Origin of the sequence: Dinoroseobacter shibae DFL 12 = DSM 16493 (assembly GCF_000018145.1) — a bacterium.
Lineage (GTDB): Bacteria > Pseudomonadota > Alphaproteobacteria > Rhodobacterales > Rhodobacteraceae > Dinoroseobacter > Dinoroseobacter shibae.
On the sequence record NC_009952.1, the window covers coordinates 2353545 to 2379873 of the forward strand.

27 protein-coding genes and 1 other RNA gene are annotated in these 26329 nt (G+C 63.7%); 6 read left to right on the plus strand and 22 right to left on the minus strand.

The annotated features are described in order from the left end of the window. Positions 1-36: 36 nt before the first annotated feature. From phaR to DSHI_RS11350, 4 genes are all read right to left on the minus strand, one after another. Positions 37-597, minus strand: a complete 561-nt coding sequence (phaR, locus tag DSHI_RS11335) for a polyhydroxyalkanoate synthesis repressor PhaR (RefSeq protein WP_012178897.1) — start codon at positions 595-597, stop codon at positions 37-39. A 134-nt stretch (positions 598-731) separates the two neighbouring features. Further along, positions 732-1160 carry a hypothetical protein gene (locus DSHI_RS11340; protein ID WP_012178898.1) on the minus strand — a complete coding sequence of 143 codons (429 nt, stop codon included), beginning with the start codon at positions 1158-1160 and terminating at the stop codon, positions 732-734. Between the two features lie 207 nt (positions 1161-1367). Further along, positions 1368-1814 carry a phasin family protein gene (locus DSHI_RS11345; RefSeq protein WP_012178899.1) on the minus strand — a complete coding sequence of 149 codons (447 nt, stop codon included), beginning with the start codon at positions 1812-1814 and terminating at the stop codon, positions 1368-1370. Between the two features lie 129 nt (positions 1815-1943). After that, entirely contained in the window at positions 1944-3758 is a 1815-nt protein-coding gene (locus DSHI_RS11350) for a PHA/PHB synthase family protein (protein WP_012178900.1), read from the minus strand. 103 nt (positions 3759-3861) lie between these two features. Between DSHI_RS11350 and phaZ the strand changes: the two genes are divergently transcribed. Further along, entirely contained in the window at positions 3862-5139 is a 1278-nt protein-coding gene (gene phaZ, locus DSHI_RS11355; RefSeq protein ID WP_012178901.1) for a polyhydroxyalkanoate depolymerase, read from the plus strand. A 91-nt stretch (positions 5140-5230) separates the two neighbouring features. Here the strand turns inward: phaZ and DSHI_RS11360 are convergent, their stop codons facing one another. The 10 genes from DSHI_RS11360 to DSHI_RS11405 all read right to left on the minus strand — a co-directional run bounded on the left by DSHI_RS11360 (position 5231) and on the right by DSHI_RS11405 (position 14617). Further along, positions 5231-6367 carry a cobalamin-independent methionine synthase II family protein gene (locus tag DSHI_RS11360; RefSeq protein ID WP_012178902.1) on the minus strand — a complete coding sequence of 379 codons (1137 nt, stop codon included), beginning with the start codon at positions 6365-6367 and terminating at the stop codon, positions 5231-5233. 54 nt (positions 6368-6421) lie between these two features. Further along, positions 6422-7222, minus strand: a complete 801-nt coding sequence (locus tag DSHI_RS11365) for a hypothetical protein (RefSeq protein ID WP_157865319.1) — start codon at positions 7220-7222, stop codon at positions 6422-6424. Between the two features lie 253 nt (positions 7223-7475). Next, positions 7476-8459, minus strand: coding sequence for a nuclear transport factor 2 family protein (locus tag DSHI_RS11370; RefSeq protein WP_012178904.1), 984 nt, complete (start codon positions 8457-8459; stop codon positions 7476-7478). Continuing rightward, positions 8446-9480, minus strand: a complete 1035-nt coding sequence (locus DSHI_RS11375; protein WP_012178905.1) for a LacI family DNA-binding transcriptional regulator — start codon at positions 9478-9480, stop codon at positions 8446-8448. The genes DSHI_RS11370 and DSHI_RS11375 overlap by 14 nt, the downstream gene beginning before the upstream one ends. 2 nt (positions 9481-9482) lie before the next feature. Continuing rightward, a complete protein-coding gene (locus DSHI_RS11380; protein WP_012178906.1) occupies positions 9483-10235 on the minus strand; it encodes an SDR family NAD(P)-dependent oxidoreductase in 753 nt (250 codons plus the stop codon). A 69-nt stretch (positions 10236-10304) separates the two neighbouring features. Next, positions 10305-10940 (minus strand): hypothetical protein, encoded by a 636-nt coding sequence (locus DSHI_RS11385; RefSeq protein ID WP_012178907.1) that lies wholly within the window; start codon positions 10938-10940, stop codon positions 10305-10307. Between the two features lie 13 nt (positions 10941-10953). Then, positions 10954-11988 (minus strand): ester cyclase, encoded by a 1035-nt coding sequence (locus tag DSHI_RS11390; protein ID WP_012178908.1) that lies wholly within the window; start codon positions 11986-11988, stop codon positions 10954-10956. Next, a complete protein-coding gene (hisD, locus tag DSHI_RS11395) occupies positions 11951-13276 on the minus strand; it encodes a histidinol dehydrogenase (protein ID WP_012178909.1) in 1326 nt (441 codons plus the stop codon). Before hisD ends, DSHI_RS11390 begins: the two co-directional genes overlap by 38 nt. A gap of 89 nt (positions 13277-13365) precedes the next feature. After that, a complete protein-coding gene (locus DSHI_RS11400) occupies positions 13366-14121 on the minus strand; it encodes an alpha/beta fold hydrolase (RefSeq protein WP_012178910.1) in 756 nt (251 codons plus the stop codon). Between the two features lie 55 nt (positions 14122-14176). Further along, positions 14177-14617 carry an MmcB family DNA repair protein gene (locus DSHI_RS11405; RefSeq protein ID WP_012178911.1) on the minus strand — a complete coding sequence of 147 codons (441 nt, stop codon included), beginning with the start codon at positions 14615-14617 and terminating at the stop codon, positions 14177-14179. Positions 14618-14704: 87 nt separating this feature from the next. On the opposite strand from DSHI_RS11405, the gene ssrS reads away from it, so the two are divergent. Beyond that, positions 14705-14860, plus strand: a non-coding RNA gene (gene ssrS / locus DSHI_RS21750) — 6S RNA. Between the two features lie 18 nt (positions 14861-14878). Here ssrS and DSHI_RS11410 read toward each other — a convergent pair. Then, positions 14879-15226, minus strand: a complete 348-nt coding sequence (locus tag DSHI_RS11410) for a hypothetical protein (RefSeq protein ID WP_012178912.1) — start codon at positions 15224-15226, stop codon at positions 14879-14881. A 242-nt stretch (positions 15227-15468) separates the two neighbouring features. Further along, positions 15469-16423, minus strand: a protein-coding gene (locus DSHI_RS23110; protein ID WP_422703591.1) for an IS630 family transposase whose coding sequence is annotated in 2 segments (ribosomal slippage) — positions 15469-16083 and positions 16085-16423 — 954 coding nt in all. Because the reading frame shifts where the segments join, the coding sequence is not laid out codon by codon here. Between the two features lie 154 nt (positions 16424-16577). Here DSHI_RS23110 and DSHI_RS11425 point away from each other — a divergent pair. Continuing rightward, positions 16578-16982 (plus strand): hypothetical protein, encoded by a 405-nt coding sequence (locus DSHI_RS11425; protein WP_050757837.1) that lies wholly within the window; start codon positions 16578-16580, stop codon positions 16980-16982. 8 nt (positions 16983-16990) lie between these two features. On the opposite strand, the gene nusB is transcribed toward DSHI_RS11425, so the two are convergent. The 4 genes from nusB to DSHI_RS11445 all read right to left on the minus strand — a co-directional run bounded on the left by nusB (position 16991) and on the right by DSHI_RS11445 (position 19877). Further along, the gene (gene nusB, locus DSHI_RS11430) at positions 16991-17470 is read right to left on the minus strand and encodes a transcription antitermination factor NusB (RefSeq protein WP_012178916.1); all 480 of its coding nucleotides are present in this window, start codon (positions 17468-17470) and stop codon (positions 16991-16993) included. After that, positions 17467-18018, minus strand: a complete 552-nt coding sequence (locus tag DSHI_RS11435) for a 6,7-dimethyl-8-ribityllumazine synthase (RefSeq protein ID WP_012178917.1) — start codon at positions 18016-18018, stop codon at positions 17467-17469. Before DSHI_RS11435 ends, nusB begins: the two co-directional genes overlap by 4 nt. A 2-nt stretch (positions 18019-18020) precedes the next feature. After that, positions 18021-19136, minus strand: coding sequence for a 3,4-dihydroxy-2-butanone-4-phosphate synthase (ribB, locus tag DSHI_RS11440; protein ID WP_012178918.1), 1116 nt, complete (start codon positions 19134-19136; stop codon positions 18021-18023). 138 nt (positions 19137-19274) lie between these two features. Continuing rightward, positions 19275-19877, minus strand: a complete 603-nt coding sequence (locus DSHI_RS11445; protein ID WP_012178919.1) for a riboflavin synthase — start codon at positions 19875-19877, stop codon at positions 19275-19277. A 186-nt stretch (positions 19878-20063) separates the two neighbouring features. Between DSHI_RS11445 and DSHI_RS11450 the strand changes: the two genes are divergently transcribed. The 3 genes from DSHI_RS11450 to DSHI_RS11460 all read left to right on the plus strand — a co-directional run bounded on the left by DSHI_RS11450 (position 20064) and on the right by DSHI_RS11460 (position 24674). Next, positions 20064-21350 carry a capsule biosynthesis protein gene (locus tag DSHI_RS11450; RefSeq protein ID WP_012178920.1) on the plus strand — a complete coding sequence of 429 codons (1287 nt, stop codon included), beginning with the start codon at positions 20064-20066 and terminating at the stop codon, positions 21348-21350. A gap of 112 nt (positions 21351-21462) precedes the next feature. Next, the gene (locus tag DSHI_RS11455; protein ID WP_012178921.1) at positions 21463-22620 is read left to right on the plus strand and encodes a polysaccharide biosynthesis/export family protein; all 1158 of its coding nucleotides are present in this window, start codon (positions 21463-21465) and stop codon (positions 22618-22620) included. Between the two features lie 155 nt (positions 22621-22775). Next, positions 22776-24674 (plus strand): capsular polysaccharide biosynthesis protein, encoded by a 1899-nt coding sequence (locus tag DSHI_RS11460; protein WP_245533001.1) that lies wholly within the window; start codon positions 22776-22778, stop codon positions 24672-24674. On the opposite strand, the gene ribD is transcribed toward DSHI_RS11460, so the two are convergent. Continuing rightward, on the minus strand, positions 24671-25768 hold the full coding sequence (gene ribD / locus DSHI_RS11465) for a bifunctional diaminohydroxyphosphoribosylaminopyrimidine deaminase/5-amino-6-(5-phosphoribosylamino)uracil reductase RibD (RefSeq protein ID WP_012178923.1): 1098 nt from the start codon (positions 25766-25768) through the stop codon (positions 24671-24673). The genes DSHI_RS11460 and ribD overlap by 4 nt on opposite strands. 1 nt (position 25769) lies before the next feature. Next, complete coding sequence (gene nrdR / locus DSHI_RS11470) at positions 25770-26237, minus strand: transcriptional regulator NrdR (RefSeq protein WP_012178924.1); 468 nt, start codon at positions 26235-26237, stop codon at positions 25770-25772. Positions 26238-26329 lie beyond the last annotated feature (92 nt).

Consider the following 26329-nt stretch of genomic DNA (forward strand, 5'->3'; position numbering starts at 1 on the left):
GCACGGCGCGGCGGCCGGACCACTTTCGGATCATGCCTAGTTCAGTCCGGAAAGCTTCTTCTGCAGGTCGGCCAATTGCCGCTTTATATCGTCGATATCGGCTGTGGAGTCCTCGGGCTTTTCGCTCGCCTCCTCGGTCGGCATGGTGCTGGAAGGTGTCCACCCGCCCATCATTGTTTCGAGAAACGCTTTCTGCTGTTTCTGCATCTGCTCGAAACCCGGCACGGCGACCATGGGATTGGGCATGCCCCCGAGGTTGTTGATCATCTTCTCCTGACTGTCGCGCAGCATCTCGAAGGACGCCGCGAGGAACTGGGGCACCACGGAGGTGGATTGCCCCGCATAGCTCCGCACCAGGTCGGTCAACACCGAGATTGGCAGGACATTCTCGCCACGGCTCTCATGTTCTGCAATGATTTGAAGGAGATATTGACGGGTGAGGTTGTCGCCGCTCTTAAGATCGACGATCTGCACCTCGCGGCCTTCGCGAATGAACTTCGCGATATCCTCCAGCGTGACATAGTCACTCGTTTCCGTGTTGTAGAGACGTCGGCTCGCGTACCGTTTGATCAACAACGGTTTTCCGGTTTCTGCCACAACCCCCTCCTTGTTTTGGCGGTGCAGAAAACTTTAGGGCACGTGTGCAGAAAAAGAAAGAGAAACCCGCGCATGAAAATGGGCGGGCACAGGGCCCGCCCGAACGCATACCCGGGGCACAGGAGGGTGCGGTGTTACTTGCGCTTGCGCGGTGCGGCCTTCTTGGCGCCGGGCTGGGCCGCGCTCACGTTGGCCTGCATGTCCTGTGTGGCGGACATCAGCAATTCGACGGTTTCCATCTGCACCTTCTTGGCGATCTCCGCATAGGCGGACATCATTTCGGCGGACATCTCTGCCTGCGCGGCTGCGAAATCGGACATCGCCTTGGTATAGTCTGCCGGCGCGTCCTTGGAGGCCGAGACATCGCCCATCTTCGACAGGGTGTCTTTGGCCCATTGGGCCGAGACATCGTTGGCGCGCTCTGCTGCTTCGAGGGCCACCTGGGACATCCGGTCGGCCAACTCGGCACTGTTCTTGAACGCGTCGGTCATGGTGGAGTTGTCCATCTTGTACGCGCTGAGCATGTCGGTGATGTACTTCGTGAAGTCGTCATTGTTTGCCATGGTCTGTGTCCTTGGATGCGGCCCTTCTGACGTGGGCATTGCGATAGGGTCAGTCTAAGGGAGGCTATGCTCTGAACCAAAGACAAATTCTGCGATGCAGCATTATGCCCCACCCGCTGCATGGGCAAAAAAAGAGGGTGAGCATGAAGCCCACCCTCTCTAACGGAACACCAGATTGGGAGGAGGTTGGTGTTCTGTTGGTCGTGCTTACTTCGCAGCAGCAACTTTCTTGGCAGCGGTCGTGGCCTCTGCGGTCGCCTTCTTGACGGCGGCAGTGGTCTCTTCCTGAACTTCCTTGCCGGCAGCCAGCATCAGCTCGACGGTTTCCATCTGAACCTTCTTGGCGACTTCAGCGAAGGCCGCCATGTTCTCGGAAGCCATCTCGGCCTGCGCGGAAGCGAAGTCGGTCATCGCCTTGGTGTAGTCGGTCGGCTCGGTCTTGGCGGCAGTGACATCACCCAGCTTCGAGATCGTTTCTTTGGTCCACTTGGTGGAGATCTCGGTGGATTTGTCGGCAGCTTCCAGAGCCACTTTCGACAGCTTCTCGCTCAGAGCGGCGGAATTCTTGAATGCGTCGGTCATGGCGGAGGTGTCCATCGGGAACGATGCCATGAAGTCGGACATGTACTTGGTGAAATCTTCGGCTTTAGCCATTGGTCTATCTCCTGGGCGCTTGCACCCGACCGCCGGGTGTTTCGTGCGTCTGACCAATGATATAGACGCTGCAGCGCAGCAATTCAAGTTTAAATTGCTGCGCTGCAGTATTTTTTATTTCCTTTGATATCAACCATCTACGCGCGCAACGACGTATTCACCTGGCGCCGCAGCGAGGGCTGGGTGAGTCGCATCGCCCGGTTGCCGGGCCGGGACCTGCGCCCCGGAGCGGCGCTTGAGCCATTCCGACCAGCGCGGCCACCAGGAACCCTCGTGATACTCGGCCGAGGCCAGCCAGGTCTCGGGATCTTCCATCGGGCCGTCATTGGTATAGTGGCCGTATTTCATCTTGCTCGGCGGATTGACGATGCCGGCGATATGCCCGGATTCCGACACGATGAAAGTCTTGTCGCGACTGCCGAACTGCTTGAAGCCGTTGAAGCTGCCTTTCCAATGGGCGATGTGGTCGGTCTCGCAAGCGATGGCCATAGCCGGTGTCTTCATGTCCTTGAGCGACAGCACCTCGCCGCACAGCTCGAACTCGCCCTTGGCCAGCTTGTTGCCCTGGCACAGGTCACGCAGGTACTGCACCACCATCTTGCCGGGCAGGTTCGTGCTGTCCCCGTTCCAGTGCAGAAGGTCGAAGGCGGGCGGCGCCTCGCCCATCATGTAGCTGCGGATCGCGGGGCCATAGACCAGGTCGTTCGCCCGCAGGTAGGAGAAGGTCCGCGACATGAAGAACGAATGCAGGTAGCCCTTGCTCGCGACCTCGCGTTCGATCCCGTCGACGAAATCGTCATCGAGGAACACGGCCATCTCGCCCGCATCCTCGAAATCGGTCATGGTGGTGAAGAAGGTCGCCGAACGCACCGACTTGTCGCCGCGCTTGTTCATCAGAGCCAGAACCGAGGTCAGAGTCGTGCCCGCGATGCAGTAACCCACGGCATTGACCTGTTTCTCGCCGGTGATCTTCTTCACTTCCTCGATGGCGGTCATGTAGCCTTCCTCGACATAGGTATCGAGGCTGACATCGGCATAGGTTTCGTCCGGGTTGACCCAGCTGACCACGAAAAGCGTATAGCCCTGCTCGACGATCCAGTTGATCAGGGAGTTCTTGGGCTTCAGGTCGAGGATGTAGAACTTGTTGATCCAGGGCGGGAACAGGATCAGCGGCGTCTTGCAGACGGTCTCGGTCTTGGGCGCATACTGGATCAATTCCATCATCCGGTTGCGATAGACGACCGAGCCTTCCGTCGTGGCGAGGTTTTCGCCCACGGTGAAGGCGGACGGATCCGACAGGGTGACGAGGTGCTCGCCCTGATGGGATTCGATGTCGCGCACCAGATTCTCCAGCCCGCGCACCAGGGACTCGCCGTTGGTTTCCACCGCTTTCTCGAGCGCATCGGGATTGGTGGACAGGAAATTCGCAGGCGAGAACAGATCGACGATCTGCTTGGAAAAGAACTCCACCCGCTTCTTGTCGTTGGGCTCCAGGTTGTCGAGATCGGCCACCGCCTTCTCGATCGATTCCGCAGAAATCAGGTATTGTTGCTTGACGAAGTTGAAATACGGGTGGGTATCCCAAAGCGGGTTCTTGAAGCGGCGATCGCCCGCATGTTCGTCACGGGGCGCCTTCAGCTGACCCTTGGCCAGCATTTGTTGCGCTTCGACCACATGCTTGAGCGTCTTGCCCCAGTACTGGACCTGGTGCTCCATCAGCTTGGCCGGATTGTTGAGCACCTCGGCCACATAAGCGCTCGCGGCCTTCATGTAGACGTCGGTTCCAGGCCCCTGAAGACCCTGGTCATGCGCCTCCCGCTGAGAGATGGCCCGGACCAATCGTTGCGAAAGCTCTTCCATTTTCGCAACATTCGCATTCAGTTTTTCGAGATTTTCACCCATTTCTAATCCTGCGACTTCCCGCCCGCCCGACTCAGTTGTCATACCACCGCTTTCCCCGTATGTTCCGCAACCTGACAGTATCGTCGCCTGCACGGGGGGGCAAAGCGACGAATTGATCCGGGCGACCGGAAGTTAAGGAGACGTCGTGAAGTACCTCGTGACCTACGATCTTATGGAAAGCGCGCGAAACACCAATGAATGGCTGGGGGCGACCGCGAAAGCCATGGCATCGTACCCGGTGACCGGCATGGTTCCGAACCCCTTTTTCAAGGTACTGGCAGGCTGGGGTGAGGTCACGGAACGCACCTTTGCGCGCATGGTCACGAAACCCGACTGGGGCATACGCTCCGTCGTGGCCGAGGATGGGCGCGATCACCTGGTCGAGACGGAAATCGTGGTTGCCCGCCCCTTCGGTGACCTGATCCGGTTCAACGTGCTCGGTCGGCCGAAGAAACGCCGCAAGGTTCTGCTCGTGGCGCCGATGTCCGGGCATTACGCGACCCTGTTGCGCTCCACCGTGCTGAGCCTGCTGCCCGATTGCGAAGTCTACATCACCGATTGGCACAACGCGCGCGACATCCCCGTGTCTCAAGGCAAGTTCGACGTGGAGGATTATACCCTCTACCTCGTGGATTTCATGAAGGTGATGGGGCCGGAGACCCATGTCATCGCGGTCTGCCAGCCCGCGCCACTGACATTGGCCGCGACGGCCTATCTCGCCGCCGAAGAGCCGGACGCCCAGCCGCGGTCGCTGACGCTGATCGGCGGGCCGATCGATCCGGACGCCACCCCGACCGAGGTGACCGATTTCGGCAACCGCGTGACCATGGGCCAGTTGGAGCAGACCATGCTGCAACGGGTCGGGTTCAAATACGCGGGTGTGGGTCGGATGGTCTATCCCGGGCTGCTGCAACTGGCGTCCTTCATGTCGATGAATGCCGAACGCCACTCCAAGGCCTTCACGGACCAGGTTGTGCGGGCCGCCAAGGGAGAAGCCGCCGATCACGACGCGCATAACCGGTTCTACGACGAATATCTCGCCGTAATGGACATGACTGCGGAATTCTACCTTTCGACCGTGGAGCGGATCTTCAAGAACCGCGAAATCGCGAAGAATGAATTCGTGGTCAACGGCGTGCATGTGGATATCGGCAAGATCACGACCGTCGCGGTGAAAACCGTCGAGGGGATGGACGACGACATCTCGGCCCCTGGCCAATGTGTCGCCGCGTTGGACCTCTGCACCGGCCTGCCGCAGTCGAAAAAGGCAAGCCACCTGGAGCCGGGTGCGGGCCATTACGGGATCTTCGCGGGACGGTCCTGGCGGAACAACATCCGTCCTCTGGTGCTGGAATTCATCGACGCCAACAGCGACGTCGCGCCCACAGCCGCGAACAAGAATGCCGGGAGAGCCGCGAGCTGACCCGTCCTGCGGCTCGCCGCCTTGGAGCCGAAATGAAAAACGCCGCCCCGCAGATCTCGCCGGGCGGCGTTTTCGTGTTCGGACCCAGGCGTCAGCCCAACCGTGCGGAGGCTCGGCGCGCCCCATCACTGAGGGCGGCGAGCTTGGCATAGGCGATGTCCGGATCCACCGCGCCGAACCCGGCGAAGGTCCCGAAGCCGCAATCCGATCCCGCGATCACCCGGTCCGCACCGACGATCCCGGCAAAGCGTTCGATCCGCTGGGCGACAAGTTCCGGGTGTTCGACGAAATTCGTGGTGCTGTCGATGACCCCGGGCACGAGGATCTTGTCCTCCGGGATCTCGGCCTTGCGGTCCCGGAATACCGTCCATTCGTGGGCATGGCGGGGGTTGGAGGTCTCGAACAGAAGCTGCTGCGCCGACACCCCCATGAGCGTGCCGAAGACCTTGTCCATGTCGATATCGCAGACATGGGGCCCCTCGTAGTTGCCCCAGCAGATATGCACCCGCACCCGGGCCGGGTCGATCCCCGCAAGCGCGTGGTTCAGAGCCTCCACATGGGCGCCGGCGATCTTGATGAACTCATCATCGGTCAAGTCGTTGAAAAGCATGTGCCGCGACAGCGCGAGGTCCGGGCAGTCAAGCTGCAGGTAGAGCCCCGCCTCCACGATGGTGCGGTATTCCTCGGCCATGGCGTCGGCCAGCGCGGCAAGATACGCGTCCCGGGTGGGATAAAAATCGTTTTGCAGAAACAGGGAGATGACCCCGGGCGAGGCGGCATTCATGAAGCCCTCGGATGCGCCATGGGCCGCCATCGCGGCCTTGAGGTTGGCGATGTCGGTCTGCAGCTCCCCCTGCCCCTTGGAACGCACTTCGCCCACGCACATGGGCCGGGCATAGGTGGGCGTGCCGCCTTCGTCCTTGAGCCGTTCGAGAAAGGCCGGGAACATCTTGAGATCCGCGGGGGCGTTGCGCTTGCTGTCCCCGGCAAAGCCCGTGTAGCGGTCCTTGACATAGGTGGCATAGCTGATCTTCGAGGTCTCGCCATCGCTGACCACGTCGATCCCTGCCTTGACCTGCTTGGCGACGGTTTCCTCACATCCCCGCGTCATCGCCGCCGCGAAGGCATCGGTGTCATATTCTGCGCCCTGCTCGCGGGCGAAGATGAAATCGACGACCTCCTGACTGCGCGGCAAGCTCCCCACATGGGTTGTGCGAATGGCTGTCATCTGTCTCTCCCTCAAGGTGTAGTCCGGTATCGCTTCGGTGGTGGTCAGGTGCGGCTAGCGCAGCTCCTCCAGACCGGTGCCGGTCCAGTACCACAGGAATTCACACGATCCGCCGCCGCGGTCCTGGCACATGGCGAGTGACCCGCCCGTCGCAACCCCTTGTAGCCCGTTCGACAGCGGTTGCAGCCGCACCCCGAGCGCCAACAGGGTCTCGGGCGCTCCGCTCCGGGCGCTCAGGAACACATCCACCGAACACATGGCGGCGCCACAGAACGGGCGCGCCGGACCGGAGCGGCAGGTCACGCTTCCCCAGTCCAGCACCACATCCTCGATCCCGTCCCCGTCGATCTGGCCGCGCAGGAGCGCAGATGGTTCCAGATCGAACGCCCCATTGCAGCCTTCGGTCAGGGCCGTGCGGGCACGCGCCTCCGTTCCATTGGCCTGCCAAGGGGCTGCCGGCTCCGGCAAGCCGACAACCCAAGGCTGACCGATGGCCGCAAAGCCCGCCGCGCAACTCTGGAGCAGCCGGGCATGAACCGAACCGAAACCGACGGCCGAGAGCGTCCGCATCTGCGCGTCAGACGCCGTATAGATGCCGAATACCTCCGCCTGCGCGATCTCGGTGAAGGCGGGATCGGTGGCCGACAGCTCCGCCCCCCAGGAGCCGTCAAGCTCGTCCCAGATCAACTCCGGCAACTGGAAGCCCGCCCTGCCGACCACCAGCATCACGTCGCTGCGGCTGCCCTCGGACCGCGGCAAACCCAAGGTTGCGCTGCCGAAACCGATCCGGAGCGCGTCGGCGCGGGTGACCCGCGGTGTGGTATTGCCCGTCTGCAATGGTGACAGGCCGCGCACCGATTTTTCCCCGCATTCAAGAGCGAAGCTTCCCGCAGGGCCGCTCATGCTGTGCAAAAAGAAGGACCCGTCATCATGGCTGCGCAAGTTCCAGGTCTCGGCGCAAACCGCGGTACCGGTCAAAGTGAGCACGGCAGCTGCGAGACTGGACAGAATTGGAGGGAACGTCACGGAAGGCTCCTTGGCGGGGAGACCCACAGAACAGGCCTCGCGCCACGGCAGGCCAGAACGAGCTGCGATCGCGCCATGCCCGTCATCCGGTCGCGAGCAGGATCTGCTTCCAGATCGCCGTCTCGTCATAGATCACGTGTTCCCGGCGCAAGCGCGGTGCGGCGGCACCAAGGCTGCCGAACTCCGCATGGCTGAGCCCCAGGATGTAGACCTCCGCCCCGGTGGGGGGACCGAACGCGCCCCATCCATCGTGACGCCCGTGGAGCGACCAGCGCAGGGCCGCGCGCGGCGGCATCTGGGGGTCCTCGCGCCCGATCTGGTGCTCGATCCGGAACTCGGCCGACGGAAAGGACGCCCGCAGCCCCATCCAGAACCGATCCGCCGCGCCGAAGGAATGCCCGGTGCGGCCCCCGGGATGCTCCAACTGGCAGGCCCGGTCATAACCCTCTGGAATGGCGGCCATATCCGCGCCCATGATCCGCGTGAGCAGATCGGCATAGCGCGCGCCCCATTCATTGTCATTGCCGCGCCCGGTGTAGGGCCCCACCCGGTCGGTCGCGGGTGTCAGGGGTTTGACACAGACCTCGGGACCACCTTCGCGCGCGATCTGATCGGCGGCGAAGGCTTTCGGCTCCCACCCCATCTGGCGCACGATGGCACCCTGATCCCGGATCAGCCATTCGTCATCAATCTGGTTGTTGCGCGCGTGGCAATCCGCGATGATCCGGTAGACCAGCGGCTTTCCCGTGGCCGCCCCGTAAACACCGTCGCCCAGATGGGTGGCGGTGCTCAACAGGCGGTGGGAGCTGAGCATCCCCTCCTCGGGCGTTCCGGACCAGATCACATCCTCGCCCAGCAGGGTGCGGTCGGGAAACTCCGCCAGTGTCGCCATGGTGGCCGCGATCACGCCCTGGTTGCCGATAACGACCGAGGCCGGGGACCGCACGACGATATCCGGCGCGTAATAGTGATGGAGGGTCGCGATGCCGCGATCTTCCCAGATCTCCTTGGTGATGCCGATGATGTAGTCGGGAAAATCCCGGAATTTCGGGTCAAACCCTTGCATTTTCACTCCAATCCGCGGGCACCCGCGCGCTGTCGCGCACGATCAGCCGCCCTGCGATTTCCAGTTTTTCGGGCGCGCGGTCCGCATCGTCGATCAACCCCAGCAGCAGCTCGACTGTCGCGGCCACCATGCGGTTCGAAGGTTGCCGCCATGTGGTCAGCCGGTACGCGCCCCAATCCGCCAGCGGCACATCATCGTAGCCCACGATGGACACATCCTCGGGGATCCTGACGCCCAGCTCCCCGCGCACGGTGTCCATCACGGCAAACGCCATGTGGTCATTGCCGACGAAGATCGCGTCCGGTGGTGCCGCGCCTGCAAAGAGCGCGTGCGCAGCCGCTTGCGCCTCCGCCCGCCGGTAGTGCCCGTCGACGATACCGTGAGCGGCGAGGCCTGCATCCTCGAGCCCTGCGAGGAACCCGGCCTTTCGGTCGCGTCCGGTGCTCGACCCGGTCCAGCCGGTGATATGGGCGATGCGTTCGTGCCCGCCCGCTGCGAGAAAGCGGGCGATCTCGCGCGCGCCGGTGAAGTTGTCCGAGGTGACGGAAGACAGGCGCGCATCATCCTGGCCGCGGTTGAACATCACCACGGGGATGCCGGCGGAGTTGCAGCGTTTGGTCAACTCGTCCGACATGCCGACCGAAGCGGTGATGATACCGTCGACCTGGTAATCCAGCAGTTCGCCAATCACCCGGTCCACCTGCGCGCCCGTGCCGGAGGCCATGAAAACGAGGATGTGATAGCCACGATCCTGCAGCGCCATGGACAGGCGTTCCAGCGCGTCCGGGTAGAACTGGTTGTCGAGATAGGCGACCACCAGCCCGATGATCTTTGACTGGCCCGTGATGAGCGACCGCGCAAGCACGTTCGGGCGGTAGCCCAGCTCCTCGGCGGCGGCGCGGACCTTCTTGGCGGTTTTGGGCGAGACGGATGCACCGGGGGTGAAGACCCGGCTGACCGCGGACTGGCTGACCCCCGCAACCCGCGCGACGTCCAGCGATGTGACCCGGTCCCGCGCCATCCTCAGCCGCTGGTCCAGCCGCCATCGACCAGAAGGCCGGTTCCCGTCACCATCGCGCTGGCCGGGGAGCACAGGAACACGACCGCGCCCATGATGTCCTCGATCTCGGCGACGCGGGGCAGCTTGATCTTGCCCATGATCCAGGCGCGCTTTTCGGGGTCGGCAAAGGTCGCCTCGGTCAGCGGTGTGCGAATGAAGGTCGGACACAGACTGTTGACGCGGATGCCGCGGGGGCCGAATTCCTGCGCCATGGCCTTGGTCATGCCTTCGACGCCGTGCTTGGAGGCGCAGTAGACCGCGCGGTCCAGCCCGCCCACATGGCCCATCTGGCTGCTGATCTGCACGATGCTGCCGCCGTCGGGCATGGTCCGGGCCGCGTTGGTGGCGAGGAAATAGGCTGCACGGAGGTTGACAGACATCACCGCATCGAAATCCTCGGGGCGAGTATCGAGTGCCGGAGAATGGCGCGCCAGCCCTGCCGAATTCACAAGGCAATCGAAGGGCGCCTGTGCGCCGAAGAATTCGGCCTGCGCGTCCAGGTCCGCGATGTCCAGTACGGCGGTTTCCACCGACCAGCCCTCGGCGCGCATCTCCGTGGCAGCGGCGTCCAACTCGGCCTGTCCACGCGCGGCCATCACCACATGGGCCCCGGCCTCGGCCAGAGCGACAGCGCACCCCAGTCCGATGCCCCGCGATGCCCCCGTGACGAGGGCGCGCTGGCCGTCCAGCCGAAACGAAGGGGTGCGGGGCAACATGGGACCACCTGAGCTTGCATTCCTATGCAGTCCCAAGTGCTACCCTGCGCCCGCCAGCCTGTCGAGGGGTCAACGCGGATATTCGATGCCCCGAAAAGCGGGGAAGTCCGCGTAGTGCGCAGCCCGATCACGCGGCGAAGGGTGGTCCGGCGACGCCAGAAGCCCCTTTGGACGGATGTACGACAGGATGCGTTTGCGCGGGGCCTCCCGCCAGGTCAGGTTGAAAGCGGCGGTGTTGGGGAAAAAATAGACCTCGTGAAAGTCGAGGTGATCCCAGAGCCACCAGGCCAGGTCGCGCCAATCCCGCCCCTCGGCATAGCGCCGCGCGAACCACGGGATCGAGACGGACGCACAGGCGCCCATCCGCCCCGTCACGTCGCGCCGGTCCCAGATATGACCAGCGTAATTCTTGGGGTTGGCGGCGCATTTCTGCGGCTTGACCTGCGTCGCCCCGAAATGGTTCAGGTTCGGCGCGCGATAAGCGGAGCGGATGTCGATCGGCCCGAAGGTTTCGACCAGTGGATCGAGCAGGTTTTCCGCCAGCGCCTGCCCGGCCTTGACCGCAAGGTCGGGATCATCAGGAATACTGGATATTTGATGGAAATTGCCAATTTCCGAGCCAAGAAAGTCTCGAAAGGCAAAATATCTGCTAAGTCTGATCCGGCCCAAATCCTCGAGGGCGGTGTAGCTGCGAGGTTTGCGCATCCGATTACTCCGCTCAATCGCGCAGTTCGGCCATGCGCGCGAGCACATCCACACCGATCTGCGCATAAAGATCCAGAAGATCCACGAGCACCCAGTTTTCGCGGATCAGCCCTTCCTCCAGCCGCCAGAAATCCAGCGAGCGCAAGGTGACCTCCTGCCCGGCAGGCGCAATGCCGAGCCAGCCGTCCCCGGTCAGGGTCTGGGCCATGTTCGGCCAGCCGGTCACGCCCACATAGGCGCCCTCGGCAAAGAAATGGGAGGTTGTCTTTTCCGGCTGCTGGCCCCGGTCGGGCATTGCCTTGAGAAACGGGATCTGGTGGTGACGGCGAAACCCGTCGATCCCGCGCCCGGTGCCGATACCGGCCGGGCCGTACCACATCATCCTGGGGTGCCAGAAACGGTCCAACTCCATCACTTCCGGGCCGCCTTCTTGCGGGTGGCGGATCATCGCAGCGAGCATGGCGACGACATGGGCGCACGCCTGCGCTCCGTCGCCCGTGTGAGGCCCGAGCCCGTCGCCCGGAGCGGGGCTCGGTACGCACCATTCCCGCCCGAGGCTGGGCGAGAGCGGCCAGACCCCGGCTTGCATCATCATCTCCGGCAGGTCCCAGACCGCCTGCATCTCGACCACCTGCCCCTCCGCAATGCGGAAAAACTCGTGGTAGCGCATGTGGACCACGCGCCGGGTCGGAGGGATACCCAGTAACGGAGCGATGAACGTCCCGAGATAGAGCCCCGCACAGCCGAGCCAGAGCGCGCCGTCATGGTCCTGTCCGGCGAGGACGATCTGGTCGCGCCGTTCGCCATCAGGCATGGCAGAGGCCAAAGGGCCGAGCGCGGTTTGCCAAAGCCCCTGCCAGCCGGTGACATCGCCGAATGGGTGACACAGGCGGATACGTGCCTGCGGGGCGAACACGGTAGTCCCGGACCCGGCAGCCCCGCCCAGATCATGGTAAAGCGCCGCCCGAAGCGGCGCGAGCAACGCCCGGGCTGCCCGCGGCGCGTCGGCCCTATTCGGCGGCGTCACGGTAGGGCGCGCCCTCGCCATAGGGCACGTTGATCCCGCCGTAGCGGCGCACCCTGACATTGCATTGTTCCGCATGACCGACGAAGCCTTCCAGCATGCACAACCGCGAGCCATACTCGCCCACGAGCTTCGCCGCCTCGTCGGTCAGCACCTTCTGGTAGCTATGGGTCTTGAGGAACTTGCCGACCCAAAGCCCCCCGGTATACCGCCCGGCCTTCTTCGTCGGCAGGGTATGGTTGGTACCGATCACCTTGTCGCCATTGGCCACGTTGGTGCGCGGGCCGAGGAAGAGCGCGCCATAGTTGGTCATGTTATCGAGGAACCAGTCATCCCGGTCCGTCATGACCTGCACATGTTCCGACGCAACGTCGTCCGCGACGCGCAGCATCTCGTCATAGTCGGTACAAAGGATCACCTCGCCGTAGTCTTCCCAGCTGACACGCGCAGTCTCGGCGGTGGGCAGGATGGCCAGAAGGCGGTCAATCTCGGAGAGCGTATCCTCGGCCAGTTTACGCGAGCAGGTGATCAGAACGGCAGGAGAGTTGTAGCCATGCTCCGCCTGGCCAAGCAGGTCGGTCGCCACCATTTCCCCATCCACGGTGTCGTCGGCGATCACGCATGTCTCGGTCGGCCCGGCAAACAGATCAATTCCCACGCGCCCGAAAAGCTGCCGCTTGGCTTCGGCGACAAAGGCATTGCCCGGCCCCACGAGCATGTCCACGGGCGCAATGCTCTCGGTTCCGAGAGCCATGGCCCCGACGGCCTGCACCCCGCCGAGCACGAGGATCTCGTCCGCCCCGCCCTCATGCATGGCCGCCACGATGGCCGGGTGCGGCGCGCCCTTCACGGGCGGTGCGGAGGCGACCACGCGCTTCACCCCAGCCACCTTGGCGGTGATCACCGACATATGGGCGCTGGCCACCATGGGGAACTTGCCCCCGGGCACATAACACCCCACGGAGTTCACGGGGATGTTCTTGTGGCCCAGGATCACACCGGGAATGGTTTCAACCTCCACATCAGTCATGCTGGCGCGCTGGACTTGCGCGAAGTTGCGGATTTGATCCTGGGCGAACCGGATATCGCCCATCTCGCGGGTGGTGACCTTCTGCATCGCTGCTTCGATTTCGGAGGGCGACAGCCGGAAGGCCTGTGGCGTATAACCGTCGAACTTCTCGCTCAGATCCCGCACGGCGGCATCCCCGCGGGTCGAGATGTCTTGCAGGATGCCCGTCACGGTCGCCTGCGTGCGCGCGTCGTCCTCGGCGCGCTCGGTTTCGGATTTTCCTCGCTTCAGATACTCGGCCATATCCCCTCCAGACCTGCGGTGTTAACCTGAGGATAAGGTTTTGGCGCGGTGCCTCAAGTCAAAATGCATACGATTGCAAAATTGCTATGCTAAGGGATGCGGACAAGCACCTCTTCAACGGTGTCTGTGATCAGCGCGAGACAGGTCTCGTCGGAGAAGCGGTGATCGGCCCCGTCCACAAGGGTCAGCCGCATGTCCGGACCCTCGGCGTGCTCCAACAACCGCAAGGCGAGGGCCGTGGGCACGGTCGTATCGCCGGTGCCATGGAGGAACCGGACCGGCATGGACAAGGGCAGTGGGTCGCGCAACACGAGGTTGCGGCGGCCATCCTCGATGAACTTGCGAGTGATGATGTAGGGGCTGTCGTCATAGTCCGAGGGGCGTTCGATCCGGCCCAGTCGCGCCATTTCGGCCTTCTCGGTCTCGGTCATGCCGCCCCACCAGTCGTCTTCGGTGAAATCAGGGGCCGCGGCGATGGTCACAAGCCCTGCGACCCGGGCCCCAAGCCCGCGCGCCATGAGCAGCGACACCCATCCGCCCATGGAGGACCCCACCAGAACCAACCGGTCGTCGGGCATGGCCGCAAGCATGTCCGCTGCGTCCTCCGCCCATTCCCCGACGGAGCCGTCCTCGAACGCGCCGCTGCTTTGGCCATGGCCGGAATAGTCGAAGCGCAGGAAATTGCGTCCCCTGCCCTGCGCCCAGGCTTCGAGATGGAGTGCTTTCGCCCCCTCCATGTCCGATTTCAGCCCGCCGAGAAACACCACCAAGGGCCCGATGCCTTCGGTCCGGTGATACGCGAGGCGGCGGCCCCGTGCGGTGTCGAGATAGCTTGGTTCAGGCATGATCCGCTCCCGTTTTTTCCCGTGGTAGACCGCGGGGGCCGAGGCGGCAAGCCGGTCAAGCCAGCGTCATCTCCGGGTCGCGCGTGGCCTGAAGCCTCAAGGCAGCGGCCCGGGCGAAGCGCTGTGTCAGGGCCCGACGACGCGCAGCGGGCAGCTTGTGGAGATCCGGCATCCGCTGGATTTCGGCATCATAGGCATCGGCCAGGATCAGGCCAGTATTCTCGGGCAGCAGGTCGCAGGGAAAGGCACTGTCCACGGCCCAGAAATACCGGTCGCACCAGTCGAGATAGCCCTGCCATTTACTGTCGGATGTGAAATCGGCCCGGCTGGATTTGCACTCGACCACCCAGAGCTCGCCCTTGGGGCCCAACGCCATCACATCGACGCGCAAGCCCCGGTCCGGGGTGAATTCCTCGACACAGGCGAAATCCAGACTGCGCAGATGGCGGCACACGCCCCGCGCCAGCCGTTGCCCCGGTTGCAGCAGATCAGTCATGGCTCGAATATGAACAAGGGGTGAACATCTGTCCAGACGCTTTGTCCCTTGTTCGGACAGGGCACGGGGCCTATATGCGCAAGCAGGCGGGTACTGCTGTATTCGACATGGGCTAAATTCCAGTGGCCTTAAGCAATTCCGAGGGAGCTGGCTCTGTTTGGACCCTGGTCCACTTACCTGGCGCCCACCTGTATATACAGGTCCTCGGGAATGAAACGCCTCCCCGGTACGCGTGGTCCCGCCGCTTACCCTTTTATTCGATCAGAACGCGATGCGCTCCGTCGGGCGGGTGCCATGCCCGTCCGGGCGGCGGACGACGGGGATCGTACTGGCCTGGAGCCGAGGGTGCGGTCGGGCAGGCGTGCCGCCGTCCCGTTTGTCGTCATGCGGTTCCGCCATGCGCATCACAGCGATGGCGAACTGGACACCGCAGAACACGACCGCGTTGGAAATGACGAGCATTGCCGTCACCAACACACCGTCCTGGGAGGTCGACACCAGGCTCCACAGGTTTGCGATGTCGAAAGCATAGAGCATTCCGACGAACAGGATGGAAATTCCGAAGCCAATGAAACACTGGCGGATGTAGAGTTTGATCAATTCGGGCATTGGGGCCTCCGTATAACCCCTCAGATAGTACTTGGCGCTCAAACCGCCAGCCCCAATCCTGTCGCGTATCTCTCCAGCAACGGTGCAGGGACGCCATGTTGAAATAACCGGCAGGCGGAAAATGGACGCCGATTCTCCGCGCGCTAGATTAAAAGACAACTTGAGGAGAACCGATATGGCCTTTCAACTGTCCCGCGCTGCCCTTCTGACATCCTGCACGCTTGTTCTAGAGCGTGTCGCGTTTAATCGGTTTTATATCCTGCGGCCTTGAAGAAGTTGTAGCATTCCTCGTCGGTGAAGAGGTCGCACACATGACCGACAGCCTGCCAAAGTTCATGGTAGGTTCGGGCTGCAGCCTTTCGGATCAGGACCTTGAGCTTTGAGAAGGCCATCTCGATCGGGTTGAGGTCGGGACTGTAGGGCGGCAGGAACAGGAACCACGCGCCGATATCTCGCATGGCCTTGGCTGCGCCGGGGCTCTTATGGCTCGACAAGTTGTCGAGGATGACCACGTCGCCCGGACCCAAGGTCGGCACCAGCTGGGTCTCGATATAGAGGTCGAACAACTCGCCGTTCATTGCGCCATCGATCACCCACGGGGCATCGAGGCGATCATGGCGCAGGGCACCGATGAAGGTCTGGGTGCGCCAATGCCCGAACGGCGCGTGATCGACCAGGCGTTGCCCGCGCGGGGCCCAGCCGGTGGTCTTGGCCATGTTCGTCTTGAGCGATGTCTCGTCGATGAAAGCCAGCCTTTCCAGATGTCTGGCCATGAAGGGCTGGCGTTTGCCGATCCATATGCGGCGCAGATCGGCCACGTCCTGACGCTTCTGCTCAAGGGCTTGCAGGTCTTTTTTTGTGTGACAGCCCGAGCCTGAGCAGCAGCCGACCGACCGACGAGCGATGAACCTTCACCCCGTGTTTCGCGGCCAGTTCCGCGGTCAACTCGTCAATCGTCAGATCGGGTTGCGCCGTGATCCGGCTCTCCACCCAGCCTTTGACGCTGGTCAGTTTGCCGCGCCCGGGATTGCCCTGAGGTTTCGGCGCGAGCGAGCCGGTCTCGCGCTTGAGCCGCACCATGTCGTTGACGAACTTGATCGACACGCACAGCCGCCGAGCCGCCTCTGTGTGCGTGTTGCCCTGCTCGACAAGCCGCACGGCACGTTCACGCAACTCAACAGGATGCGCTTTGCCCATCTCTGACCTCCATATCTGCCTGAAAGACATGGAATCATAGGAACAACATCAGGGGAATCCTGAATCTGGTCAGAGGCGACATGCTCTAAACGCGGGCACCGCCGCGGCGGATATGGCCATTGCCTTCGAAGAAAGCGCACCAAAGGACAGGTTCATGATCGTTTACACCGGGTCGTGCCCGCTTGGCCCGACGGAGGTTGTCGTCGATCTCGATGGCTCGGATGGCGCCCTGGTGTTCGACGTCGCCGAGGGGGGCCCGGGGGTCGATGTGTTCCAACCCGTCGATGTTATCCTCGGGGCTGAAGACATTGCGGCGATCAGCGAGGTGAAGGATGGCGACCGCAGCGTCACGATTCGCTTCGACCGTATGATGCCGATGCAACACGCCGCATTCACCATCGACGTGGATGACACAACGGGCGCAAGGCCCACCGTGATCGCCGGCGCGGAAATCAACGGCGCCAAGGCACGGGTCTTGCAGGCCGGGGGCGGCGTTCTGGAAGGCACGTTCGGAACCGATGCCCGTGCCCGGGTCGCGATTCCCGGCTGCCTGAGCTGAGGCCCGGCTCAGCTGAACGCGTCGGGCTTGGCCTCGCGCGCCATGTGATCGAGCACGGCATTGACGAACTTCGGCTCCTTGCCGTCCGGAAAGAACGCGCGCGCCAGATCGACGTATTCGTTGATCACCACCTTTGGGGGCGTGTCGGCCCTCACCAACTCCGCCCCCGCAGCCCGGAACAGGGCGCGCAGCGTCGGGTCGATCCGGTCGATGGGCCAAGCGGTCGCAAGGGCCCGGTCGGTCAGCTGGTCGATCTTCGCCTGCCAATTGACCGCCTCGCCGACGGTGGTGCGAAAGAGGGTGACGTGACCCTCGGCCATCTCGCCTTCCTCGTAGATCGCGCCGAACCGGTGATCCTCGAATTCCCGGATCACGCTGTCGGCGGACTGTCCGGCCGCCTCCATCTGGAAAAGCGCCTGCACCGCATAGAGCCGCGCGGCGGACTTCGCCTGGCGTTTGGCGGCCAGCTTGTCGGATTGCTTGCTCATGCGCGGCTCGGGCTTTCGCCCCCATCCGCCAGCTGAATGGTCTCGCCGCGGGGCTTGAACCCGACGCCTTTCGTCTGGGTCGCGTAGCGGCGCGACAGCGCGATCAGGTGCAGCGCGGCCGCCGCCGCCCCACCGCCCTTGTTCTGGCCTTCGGGATCGGCACGCACCAGCGCCTGGTCTTTGTTTTCCACCGTGAGGATCCCGTTGCCCAGACACGCGCCCTGCAACCCCAGCAGCATAAGCCCGTGGGAGCTGTCGTTGCAGACGGTCTCGTAATGGCTCGTCTCGCCCCGGATCACGCACCCCAGCGCCACGTACCCGTCGAAGTTCGACTGCACATGGGCAATCCGAATGGCGGGCGGGATTTCCAGTGCGCCGGGCACATGCACCACCTCGAAGCTGGCGCCAGCCGCTTCGAGCACGGCTTTCGCGCCGGTCAGCAACCCGTCGGCGATATCCTTGTAATAGGGGGACTGGACGATCAGCACTTTCACCGGCTTTTCGAAGCGCGGCAGTGGCAATTCATGATGTGTCTCGGCTTGGGCCATGTCTATCTCTGCATCGGTATTTTTCGGGTGCCGGTGATGGTGAGGCCGTAAGCCTCCAGCCCAATCACCTTGGGCGACGGTGAATTGGTCAGAAGGATCAGTTCCGACAGTCCCAGCGACGACAAGATCTGCGCGCCGAGGCCATACTGGCGCAGGGTCTGGGGCGACACCTCTTCGCCACCGGCCGCGATTTTCATCGTGGTATCACGCAGCAAGACGACCACGCCGCGCCCCTCGTCCGCCACGATCCGCATCGCATCCCCGAACTCCCCGGCCCGCCCGGGCCCGCCAGTGCCCACAACATCGAGCATCGGATCGAGGGCATGCATCCGCACCAGCACCGGCTCCGGCGTGGAGATGTCACCCTTGATCAGCGCGATATGCTCGGCCCCCTGGGTCTTGTCAGTGTAGATCTTCAGTGCCCAGTCGCCTCCGAATTCCGAGGAGACCTTGGTTTCCTTGGTAACCTTCACCAGGTTGTCATTGCGGCGCCGGTAGGCAATCAGGTCCGAGATCGTACCGATCTTGAGGTTGTGCCGCTGCGCGAAAGCGATCAGGTCCGGCAACCGCGCCATAGATCCGTCGTCGTTCATGATTTCGCAGATCACGCCCGACGGGTTGAGCCCGGCAAGGCGACTGACATCCACGGCCGCCTCCGTATGTCCGGCGCGCACCAGCACCCCGCCATCCCGCGCCCGAAGCGGGAAGACATGGCCGGGCGAGGCGATATCGGCGGCGCCCTTTGCCGCGTCGATGGCCACCGCAACGGTACGCGCCCGGTCGGCAGCCGAAATCCCCGTGGACACTCCCTCGCGCGCCTCGATGGACACGGTAAACGCGGTCTCGTGGCGAGAGGAGTTGTAGGACGCCATCAACGGCAAGCCCAACTGATCGATCCGCTCGCTGGTCAGGGTCAGACAGATCAGGCCGCGGCCATGGGTGGCCATGAAGTTGATCGCATCCGGCGTCGCCATCTGCGCCGGGATCACCAGATCCCCTTCGTTCTCGCGGTCCTCATGATCGACGAGGATGAACATCCGGCCGTTGCGGGCATCCTCGATGATCTCTTCCACGGAAGAGATGGCATCTGAGTAGTCGGTCTTGAGTCTTTCGGCCATGGTCTGTCCTCTGAATCTGCGGGCGGGATAGCGCAGCCGGGCGCACAAGGCCAGAGGCAGCGGTCCGATCTTGCGCAATGCCCTAGTGCACCACTGGCTGTGCGACGGACGCTGCGCGCGGTCAGACGCCCGGGTCGATCACGGCTGCCACTCCTGCAGCCGCGCGACATAGCGGGCCAGCGTGTCGATTTCGAGGTTGATGCGGTCGCCGACCTTCACGCCGCCCCATGTGGTCGCAGATTTGGTATGGGGAATGAAATTCACGCCGAATTCCGCCCCATCGACCTCGTTGACGGTCAACGATGTGCCGTCGAGCGCGACAGATCCCTTGGGCGCGATGAACCTCGCCAGGGCCTCGGGGGCACGGAAGGTGACGCGCGTGCTTTCGCCCTCCTGCGCCATGGCGGTGATCTCGGCCACGCCATCCACATGGCCCGACACGATATGCCCGCCAAGCTCATCCCCGACCTTCAGTGCCCGTTCCAGGTTGACCCGTGCGCCGGGACGCCAGTCGCCGATATTGGTCTTGTCGACGCTTTCGGCGCTGATGGTCACGTCGAACCACGGGCTGGTATCGTCCTGCCCCTTGTCGACCACTGTCAGACATACGCCATTGCAGGCAATGGACGCGCCCAACGCGATCGATCCCGGTGCGTAGCTACATCCGATGCGCGCGTGAAGGTCGCCCGCCTGTTCGAGGGCGCGCACGGTGCCGATATCGGTGATTATTCCTGTGAACATGTCAGAACCTCCGCCGTCCATGGGGTTGAGCGCACAGCTAGCGGGGCAACCGGGCCACAGCAACCCCTACGCAACGGCGGAGAATGGACGTTGAGAAATTTACCACTTGGAAACCGTTGTGATCTCTTCATTAATCCAAGAATACCCGTTACCCGGATCGCAGTTGTCTCGAGGCACAGAAACACCATGACCGGATCGCCCGCGCGGCGCTTTCTTTTCCTGCAAGGTCCCCACGGGCCCTTCTTCACGCAACTCGCCGCGATGCTGACCCGCGCAGGCGCGAGCTGTTGGCGTGTGGGATTCAATGCCGGGGATGCGCGGTTCTGGAAAGACAAGCCCCGCTACATCCCGTTTACCGGACCGCGCGCCGACTGGCCGCAGACCTGCGCCCAACTGCTGCGCAGCAAGGCGATCACGGACATCGTGCTCTACGGCGACACCCGGTGGATTCACCGCACGGCAGTGGAAGCCGCCCGGCAGCATGGTTGCCGCATCCATGTGTTCGAGGAGGGCTATCTGCGCCCCTCCTGGGTCACCTATGAGCGGGGCGGCTCCAACGGGCACTCGCCTCTGATGGACACCACGATTCCTGAAATGACGCAGGCCCTGCGCGGCCATGCGCCCGAGTTGCCGGGTGCCCCGGCGCGCTGGGGCGATATTCGCCAGCACATGTTCTATGGCGCGGTCTATCACTTTCATGTCCTGTTCCGGAATTCGGACTACACCGCGTTCAAGCCCCACCGCGCCCTGACCGTGCGGCAGGAATTCCTGCTCTACCTGAAGATGCTGCTGCGTCTGCCACTGACCATGGTGGAACGGGCGCTTGCAACGCGCCGGATCCGGCGAGGTGGGTTCCCCTATCACCTTTTCCTGCTGCAACTCGAACATGACAGCGCATTTCAGGCCCACAGCCCGTTCGCATCCATGACCGAGGTGCTCGCCGATGTCATCGGCGCCTTTGCGCGCGCAGCCCCCGCGCATCACCACCTCGTCTTCAAGGCGCATCCGCTCGAGGATGGTCGCGCGCCTCTGCCGGCGGTAATCAAGCGCCTGTCCCGCGAGACCGGCATCGCCGATCGCGTGCATTACGTGAAGGGTGGCAAACTTGCCCGCCTGCTCGACCAGGCGCGCGCAGTTCTGACGGTCAATTCCACGGCTGCACAGCAGGCCTTGTGGCGCGGCCTGCCGGTCAAGACCCTGGGCCAGGCAGTCTATGCCAAGCCGGAGCTTGTCTCGGCCCAACCCCTGGAGGCGTTTTTTGCGGACCCGATCCCGCCCGACATGCGCGCTTATCGCGACTTCCGGCACTACCTGCTGGAAAGCAGCCAAGTGGCCGGAGGGTTCTACTCGGCGACCGGGCGGCAACACCTTCTACGGCAGGTCACGGACATGGTGTTGTCCGACCAGGACCCCTATGGAGCCCTCAAGATCGGCGCACCACGGCGACGCTTCCCGATACGCGTTGTGAAATAACAACGCTTTTGTCTCACGGTGCACCTGATTCGGCTTGCTGTCTTCCCAAACGAAGTCCGCTTAACTAGCCTTTGTGAAAAAATTGCGCTTTGCGCCTTGAGGAGCAGAAAACGTGACATTCGGCAAAACAGCTGTGCTTTCGCGTCTTGCGCGCGTGGCCCTGATCCTGGTCACCACCGGCGCCTTGGCAGCATGTGGCCTGCCCCGCAGTGGTCCGGTGAAGAACGAACTCTTCGACGCTTCGGTGTCCGAGGCTGGCAACGCCTTCATCGTTCCAGTGACCGACGTGGTGGCGCAACAGACCTTCTCTCGCCCGGCAACGGGCTTTTCCAGCAGTTTTCTGAGCGCAGGCACAGTGAGCCCGGACGCGATCCGGCCCGGTGACATTCTCGGTCTGACGATCTGGGAAAACGTGGTTGAGGGGCTACTTGCGCGTGGCGGCGCGGCCGCATCTGTGATCGAACAGGTGCAAGTCGACAGCGCCGGTTTCATCTTCGTGCCCTATGCTGGCCGGATCATGGCCGCCGGAAACACGCCCGAAGCCTTGCGTGGCATCATCACACGGCAACTGGAAACCCAAACGCCCGACCCGCAAGTCAGCGTCCGTCGGATTGCCGGGGACGGCGCGACGGTCACGGTCGTTGGCAACGTCAATGGGCAGGGCGTCTACACAATCGAACGACCGACACGAACCCTGTCTTCGATGATTGCCCGGGCCGGGGGTGTGAACGCGGAATTCGCCGAATACGACATGATCCTGGTCCGGGTCATCCGCGGAGGCGAAATCGGCACGATCTGGCTGACCGATCTCTACCGCGATCCGTCGCTGGATATCGCCCTGCGCGGCGGCGACAAGATCATCATCGAACAGGACCCGCGCAGCTTCATCGCACTGGGTGCGACCCGTGGCCAGACCCGCGTGAACTTCGATGCCCAGGACCTGACGGCCCTAGAGGCACTCGCCCAGGTCGGCGGTCTGGACCCGAATCTCGCGGACCCAACCGGAGTGTTCATCCTGCGCGACGAGAGCGAAGACGTCGCCCGCACGGTTCTGGGGCGGCCGGACCTGCAAGGTCCGCAGCGCGTCGTCTACGTGCTCGACCTGACACAACCGAACGGGTTCTTCACTGCGGAGGACTTCATGATCAAGGACAGTGACACGGTCTACGTCACCGAAGCGCCAATCGCGCGTTGGAACAAGACTGTCAGCCTGCTGTTCGGGGCCGTGATCCAGCCAGCAGCGAATATCGAAACCCTGACAGCCAACTGATCGCCCTGACCGGCAAGGAAGCATCCGAAAAAGGCGCGCGCGGCATATCGCGGGCGCCTTTTTCCTTGCCGGACGAGATGTGCGTTTCTTCGCTCAGCCACCTGCGGGATCGGGACCTCCGCCGCATTCTCATCCTTGCGGGCTCGCGATTGACCATGGCCAGACCGGGGACCACACGCCCGCTTGCGCTTTGGGGCAATGGCGGCAAGAGCGCGCGGCGCGGAACCGCTCTTGCCAGATGCCTCGGCGCGCCTTGCGTCTATCTCGAAGACAGCTTCCTGCGCTCGGTTCTGCCCGGGCGCGCGGGCGCACCGGTCCATGGTCTCACCTTCGACCGGCAACGCCCGTTTTATGACAGCACCGGTCCCAGCGATCTTGAGGACATGCTCAACACCGCGCCCCTGTCGGACACCGTGCGGGGGAAGGCGATTATAGACGCGCTGATCGAAGCCGATCTGAGCAAGTACAACACCCACGATCCGACCCTGCCCGCTCCGGCGGGGCCCTATGTCCTCGTGATCGACCAACTGCGCGGCGATGCATCGATTGCCGGCGCGGGCGCGGATGCCGCGCGTTTTACCGAGATGCTGGAGGCCGCACGCGCAGACCACCCGGGCAAGCAGATCATCGTGAAGGGTCACCCGGCAGCGACCGACGCGCGGCCGGGGCATTTTGGCTCCGCATTTTCGGACCCGGTCTCGCCCTGGACCCTGATCCGGGGCGCCGATGCGGTCTATACGGTCAGCTCGCAGATGGGGTTCGAGACGATCCTATCCGGCAAGCGGCCGCAGATCTTCGGCACACCTTTCTATGCGGGCTGGGGTCTCAGCGACGATCGCGTCCCGGTTCCCCGGCGGAAGCGAACTCTCGATCGCGCGCAACTTGCACTGGCTGTGCTCGGCCTCTACCCGATCTGGTATGACCCCAGCCGCGACCGACTCTGCACGGTCGAAGAGGTGATGGCGGCCCTTGCAGCCCGCGCCCGCGCCTGGCGGCAGGACCGGGCCGGATATGTCGCCCAGGGCATGCGCCTGTGGAAACGCGCATCCATGACCGCCTTCCACGGGGACGGACCTGTGCGCTATGTCTCTGGCGAACAAGAGGCACTGGACCTTGCCGACCGCAGCGGTCGCCCGATCCTGAGCTGGGCCAGCCGCACGCCACCGGCCATTGTCGATGCGGCGCGCCAGCGCGATATGCCTCTGCTGCGGGTCGAGGATGGCTTCCTGCGCTCCCGCGGACTGGGCGCGAACCTCGTGCCGCCGCTGTCCCTCGTCCATGACCGGCGCGGCATTTACTATGACCCGACTGTCCCCAGCGATCTGGAGCATCTGATTGCGCGCCGTGCCGCAATCGGCAGCACTGCCCGTGGGCGCGTCCTGCTGCACCGGCTGCGGGCCTCCGGACTGAGCAAATACAATCTCGACCTGCCCGGCTACAGCCCGCCTGACGCGCACCGCCGCTGCATCCTGGTCATCGGACAGGTCCGCGATGATGCCTCCGTGTTGCTCGGACAGAGTGGGGTTATCCCCGACATCGAACATTTGCTCTTGGCCGCCCGAACCGCCAATCCCGACGCCCATATCGTCTACAAACCCCACCCGGACGTGGAGGCTGGCCTACGAGACGGGTCGATCGAGAGCGAACAGGCCAATGAGATCGCGCGGCGGGTCGACCCGGTATCGGTACTGGCAGCCGCGGCGGAGGTCTGGACCCTGTCATCGCTGATGGGGTTCGAGGCACTTCTTCGGGGCAAGCCGGTGGTCTGCGCGGGGGTTCCTTTCTATGCGGGCTGGGGTCTAACCCGAGACCTCGCCTCTGCCGATCACCCGGCCTTCGCGCGGCGAACGGCTCGACCGGATCTGGCCGCACTGGTCGAAGCATGTCTGATCGACTACCCGCGCTATCACGATCCAGTCTCGAACCTGCCCTGCCCTGTCGAAACCGTACTCGATCGGCTGGAACAGGAAACCGAAGCAGCGCATAAGCCGTCCCTGCGTTTGCTTGCCAAGCTGCAGGGACTTCTCGCGTCGCAATCGTGGATCTGGCGTTAGGTACGGGCCCATTCGGTCAGGACATCGCCGCCTACTTGCCGCACCCCGAGCCGTCTGAAGCGCGGCGCATCTGCCAGCAGGTTCACCCCAAGATCACCGAGCCCCGGCAACCCGTCCGCCCCGATCACGCAGCCCGCGGAAAAAACGGCGAGCCTGTCAACGCAGCCCGCCCGCAGCAACCCCGCCGCAAATGCGCCGCCGCCCTCGCAGTAAACGCGCGTCAGACCCCGCTGCGCCAGGGTCCGGAGCAAACTTTCGACAGAGACGCCTTCGGCCTCTGCGGCCACTTCCACACACTTCAGTCCTGCCGCACGCGCCCGCGCGATCCGCTCCGCGGGCGCCTCGCCACCGTGGCAGAGCCAGACCGGCGCGTCGGCTGTCACGCTCTGGGAGAGGCGGGAGGGAATTGGCACGTCCAGATCCCGGCTCGCGACCACCCGCACCGGTTGCCGCACAACGCCGACACCGCGAACCGTCAACGTGGGATCATCCGTCCGCGCAGTCCCGGCCCCGATCAGCACGGCGTCATGCCGTGCCCGCAGGGCATGACCGTACCGGCGCGCCTCGGCCCCCGTGATCCATTGGCTTTCCCCTCGCGCGGTTGCGATGCGGCCGTCGAGCGTCAGCGCCAGTTTCAGGGTCACCATGGGACGGCCAAGGGTTACACGGTTCAGGAAGCCCAACTGATCCTCCCTCGCCGCAGCACGCCCGACGCCTTCGGTGACGGCAACGCCGGCGGCGCGCAGGCGGCTATGCCCCTGCCCTGCGACACGTGGATCGGGATCTTCCAGCGCCGTGACAACACGCCCCACACCAGCAGCGATCAGCGCATCGCAGCACGGGCCGGTCTGTCCGTGGTGGGCACAGGGTTCGAGGGTCACATAGGCCGTCGCACCGCGCGCTGCCGCCCCGGCCTGCGCGAGGGCCACGACCTCCGCATGGGGGCGCCCGCCGGACTGGGTGCGACCGCGCCCGACCACGCGTCCGTTCGGCGCAACCAGCACACAGCCGACCGCCGGGTTCGGCCAAGACTGGCCGAGACCGCGCCGCCCCAAGGTCAGCGCAACCTGCATCCAGCGCAGGTCGTCGGACATGTCAGCTGTCTTTGCCGGTCGGCGGCCGCAACTCGCTCACGAACTTGTCAAAGTCATCCGCCGCCTGGAAATTCTTGTAAACGCTGGCAAACCGGACGTAACCCACCGTGTCGATCCGGGCGAGTGCTTCCATCACGATCTCGCCGATGGTGGCCGAGGGAATATCGGTCTCGCCCATGCTCTCCAACCGCCGGACGATGCCGGAAATCATCTGATCCAGACGATCAGGCTCCACCGGCCGTTTCTGCATGGCGATGCGGATTGAGCGTTCCAGCTTATCGCGGTCGAAATCCTCGCGTTTGCCGGAAGATTTGATAACCACAAGGTCGCGCAACTGCACCCGTTCATAGGTGGTGAACCGCCCCCCGCAGGCCGGGCAGAACCGGCGCCGCCGGATCGCGACATGGTCCTCGGCGGGGCGGGAGTCCTTGACCTGCGTGTCTACGTTTCCACAAAATGGGCACCGCATCGGCGTCTTCCCTCCACGTCCTTATGGCCTGTTGGCGCGTTATCCACAGGCACCATAGGCATATCCCAATCCGTTGGGTAGAGGGCAATTCG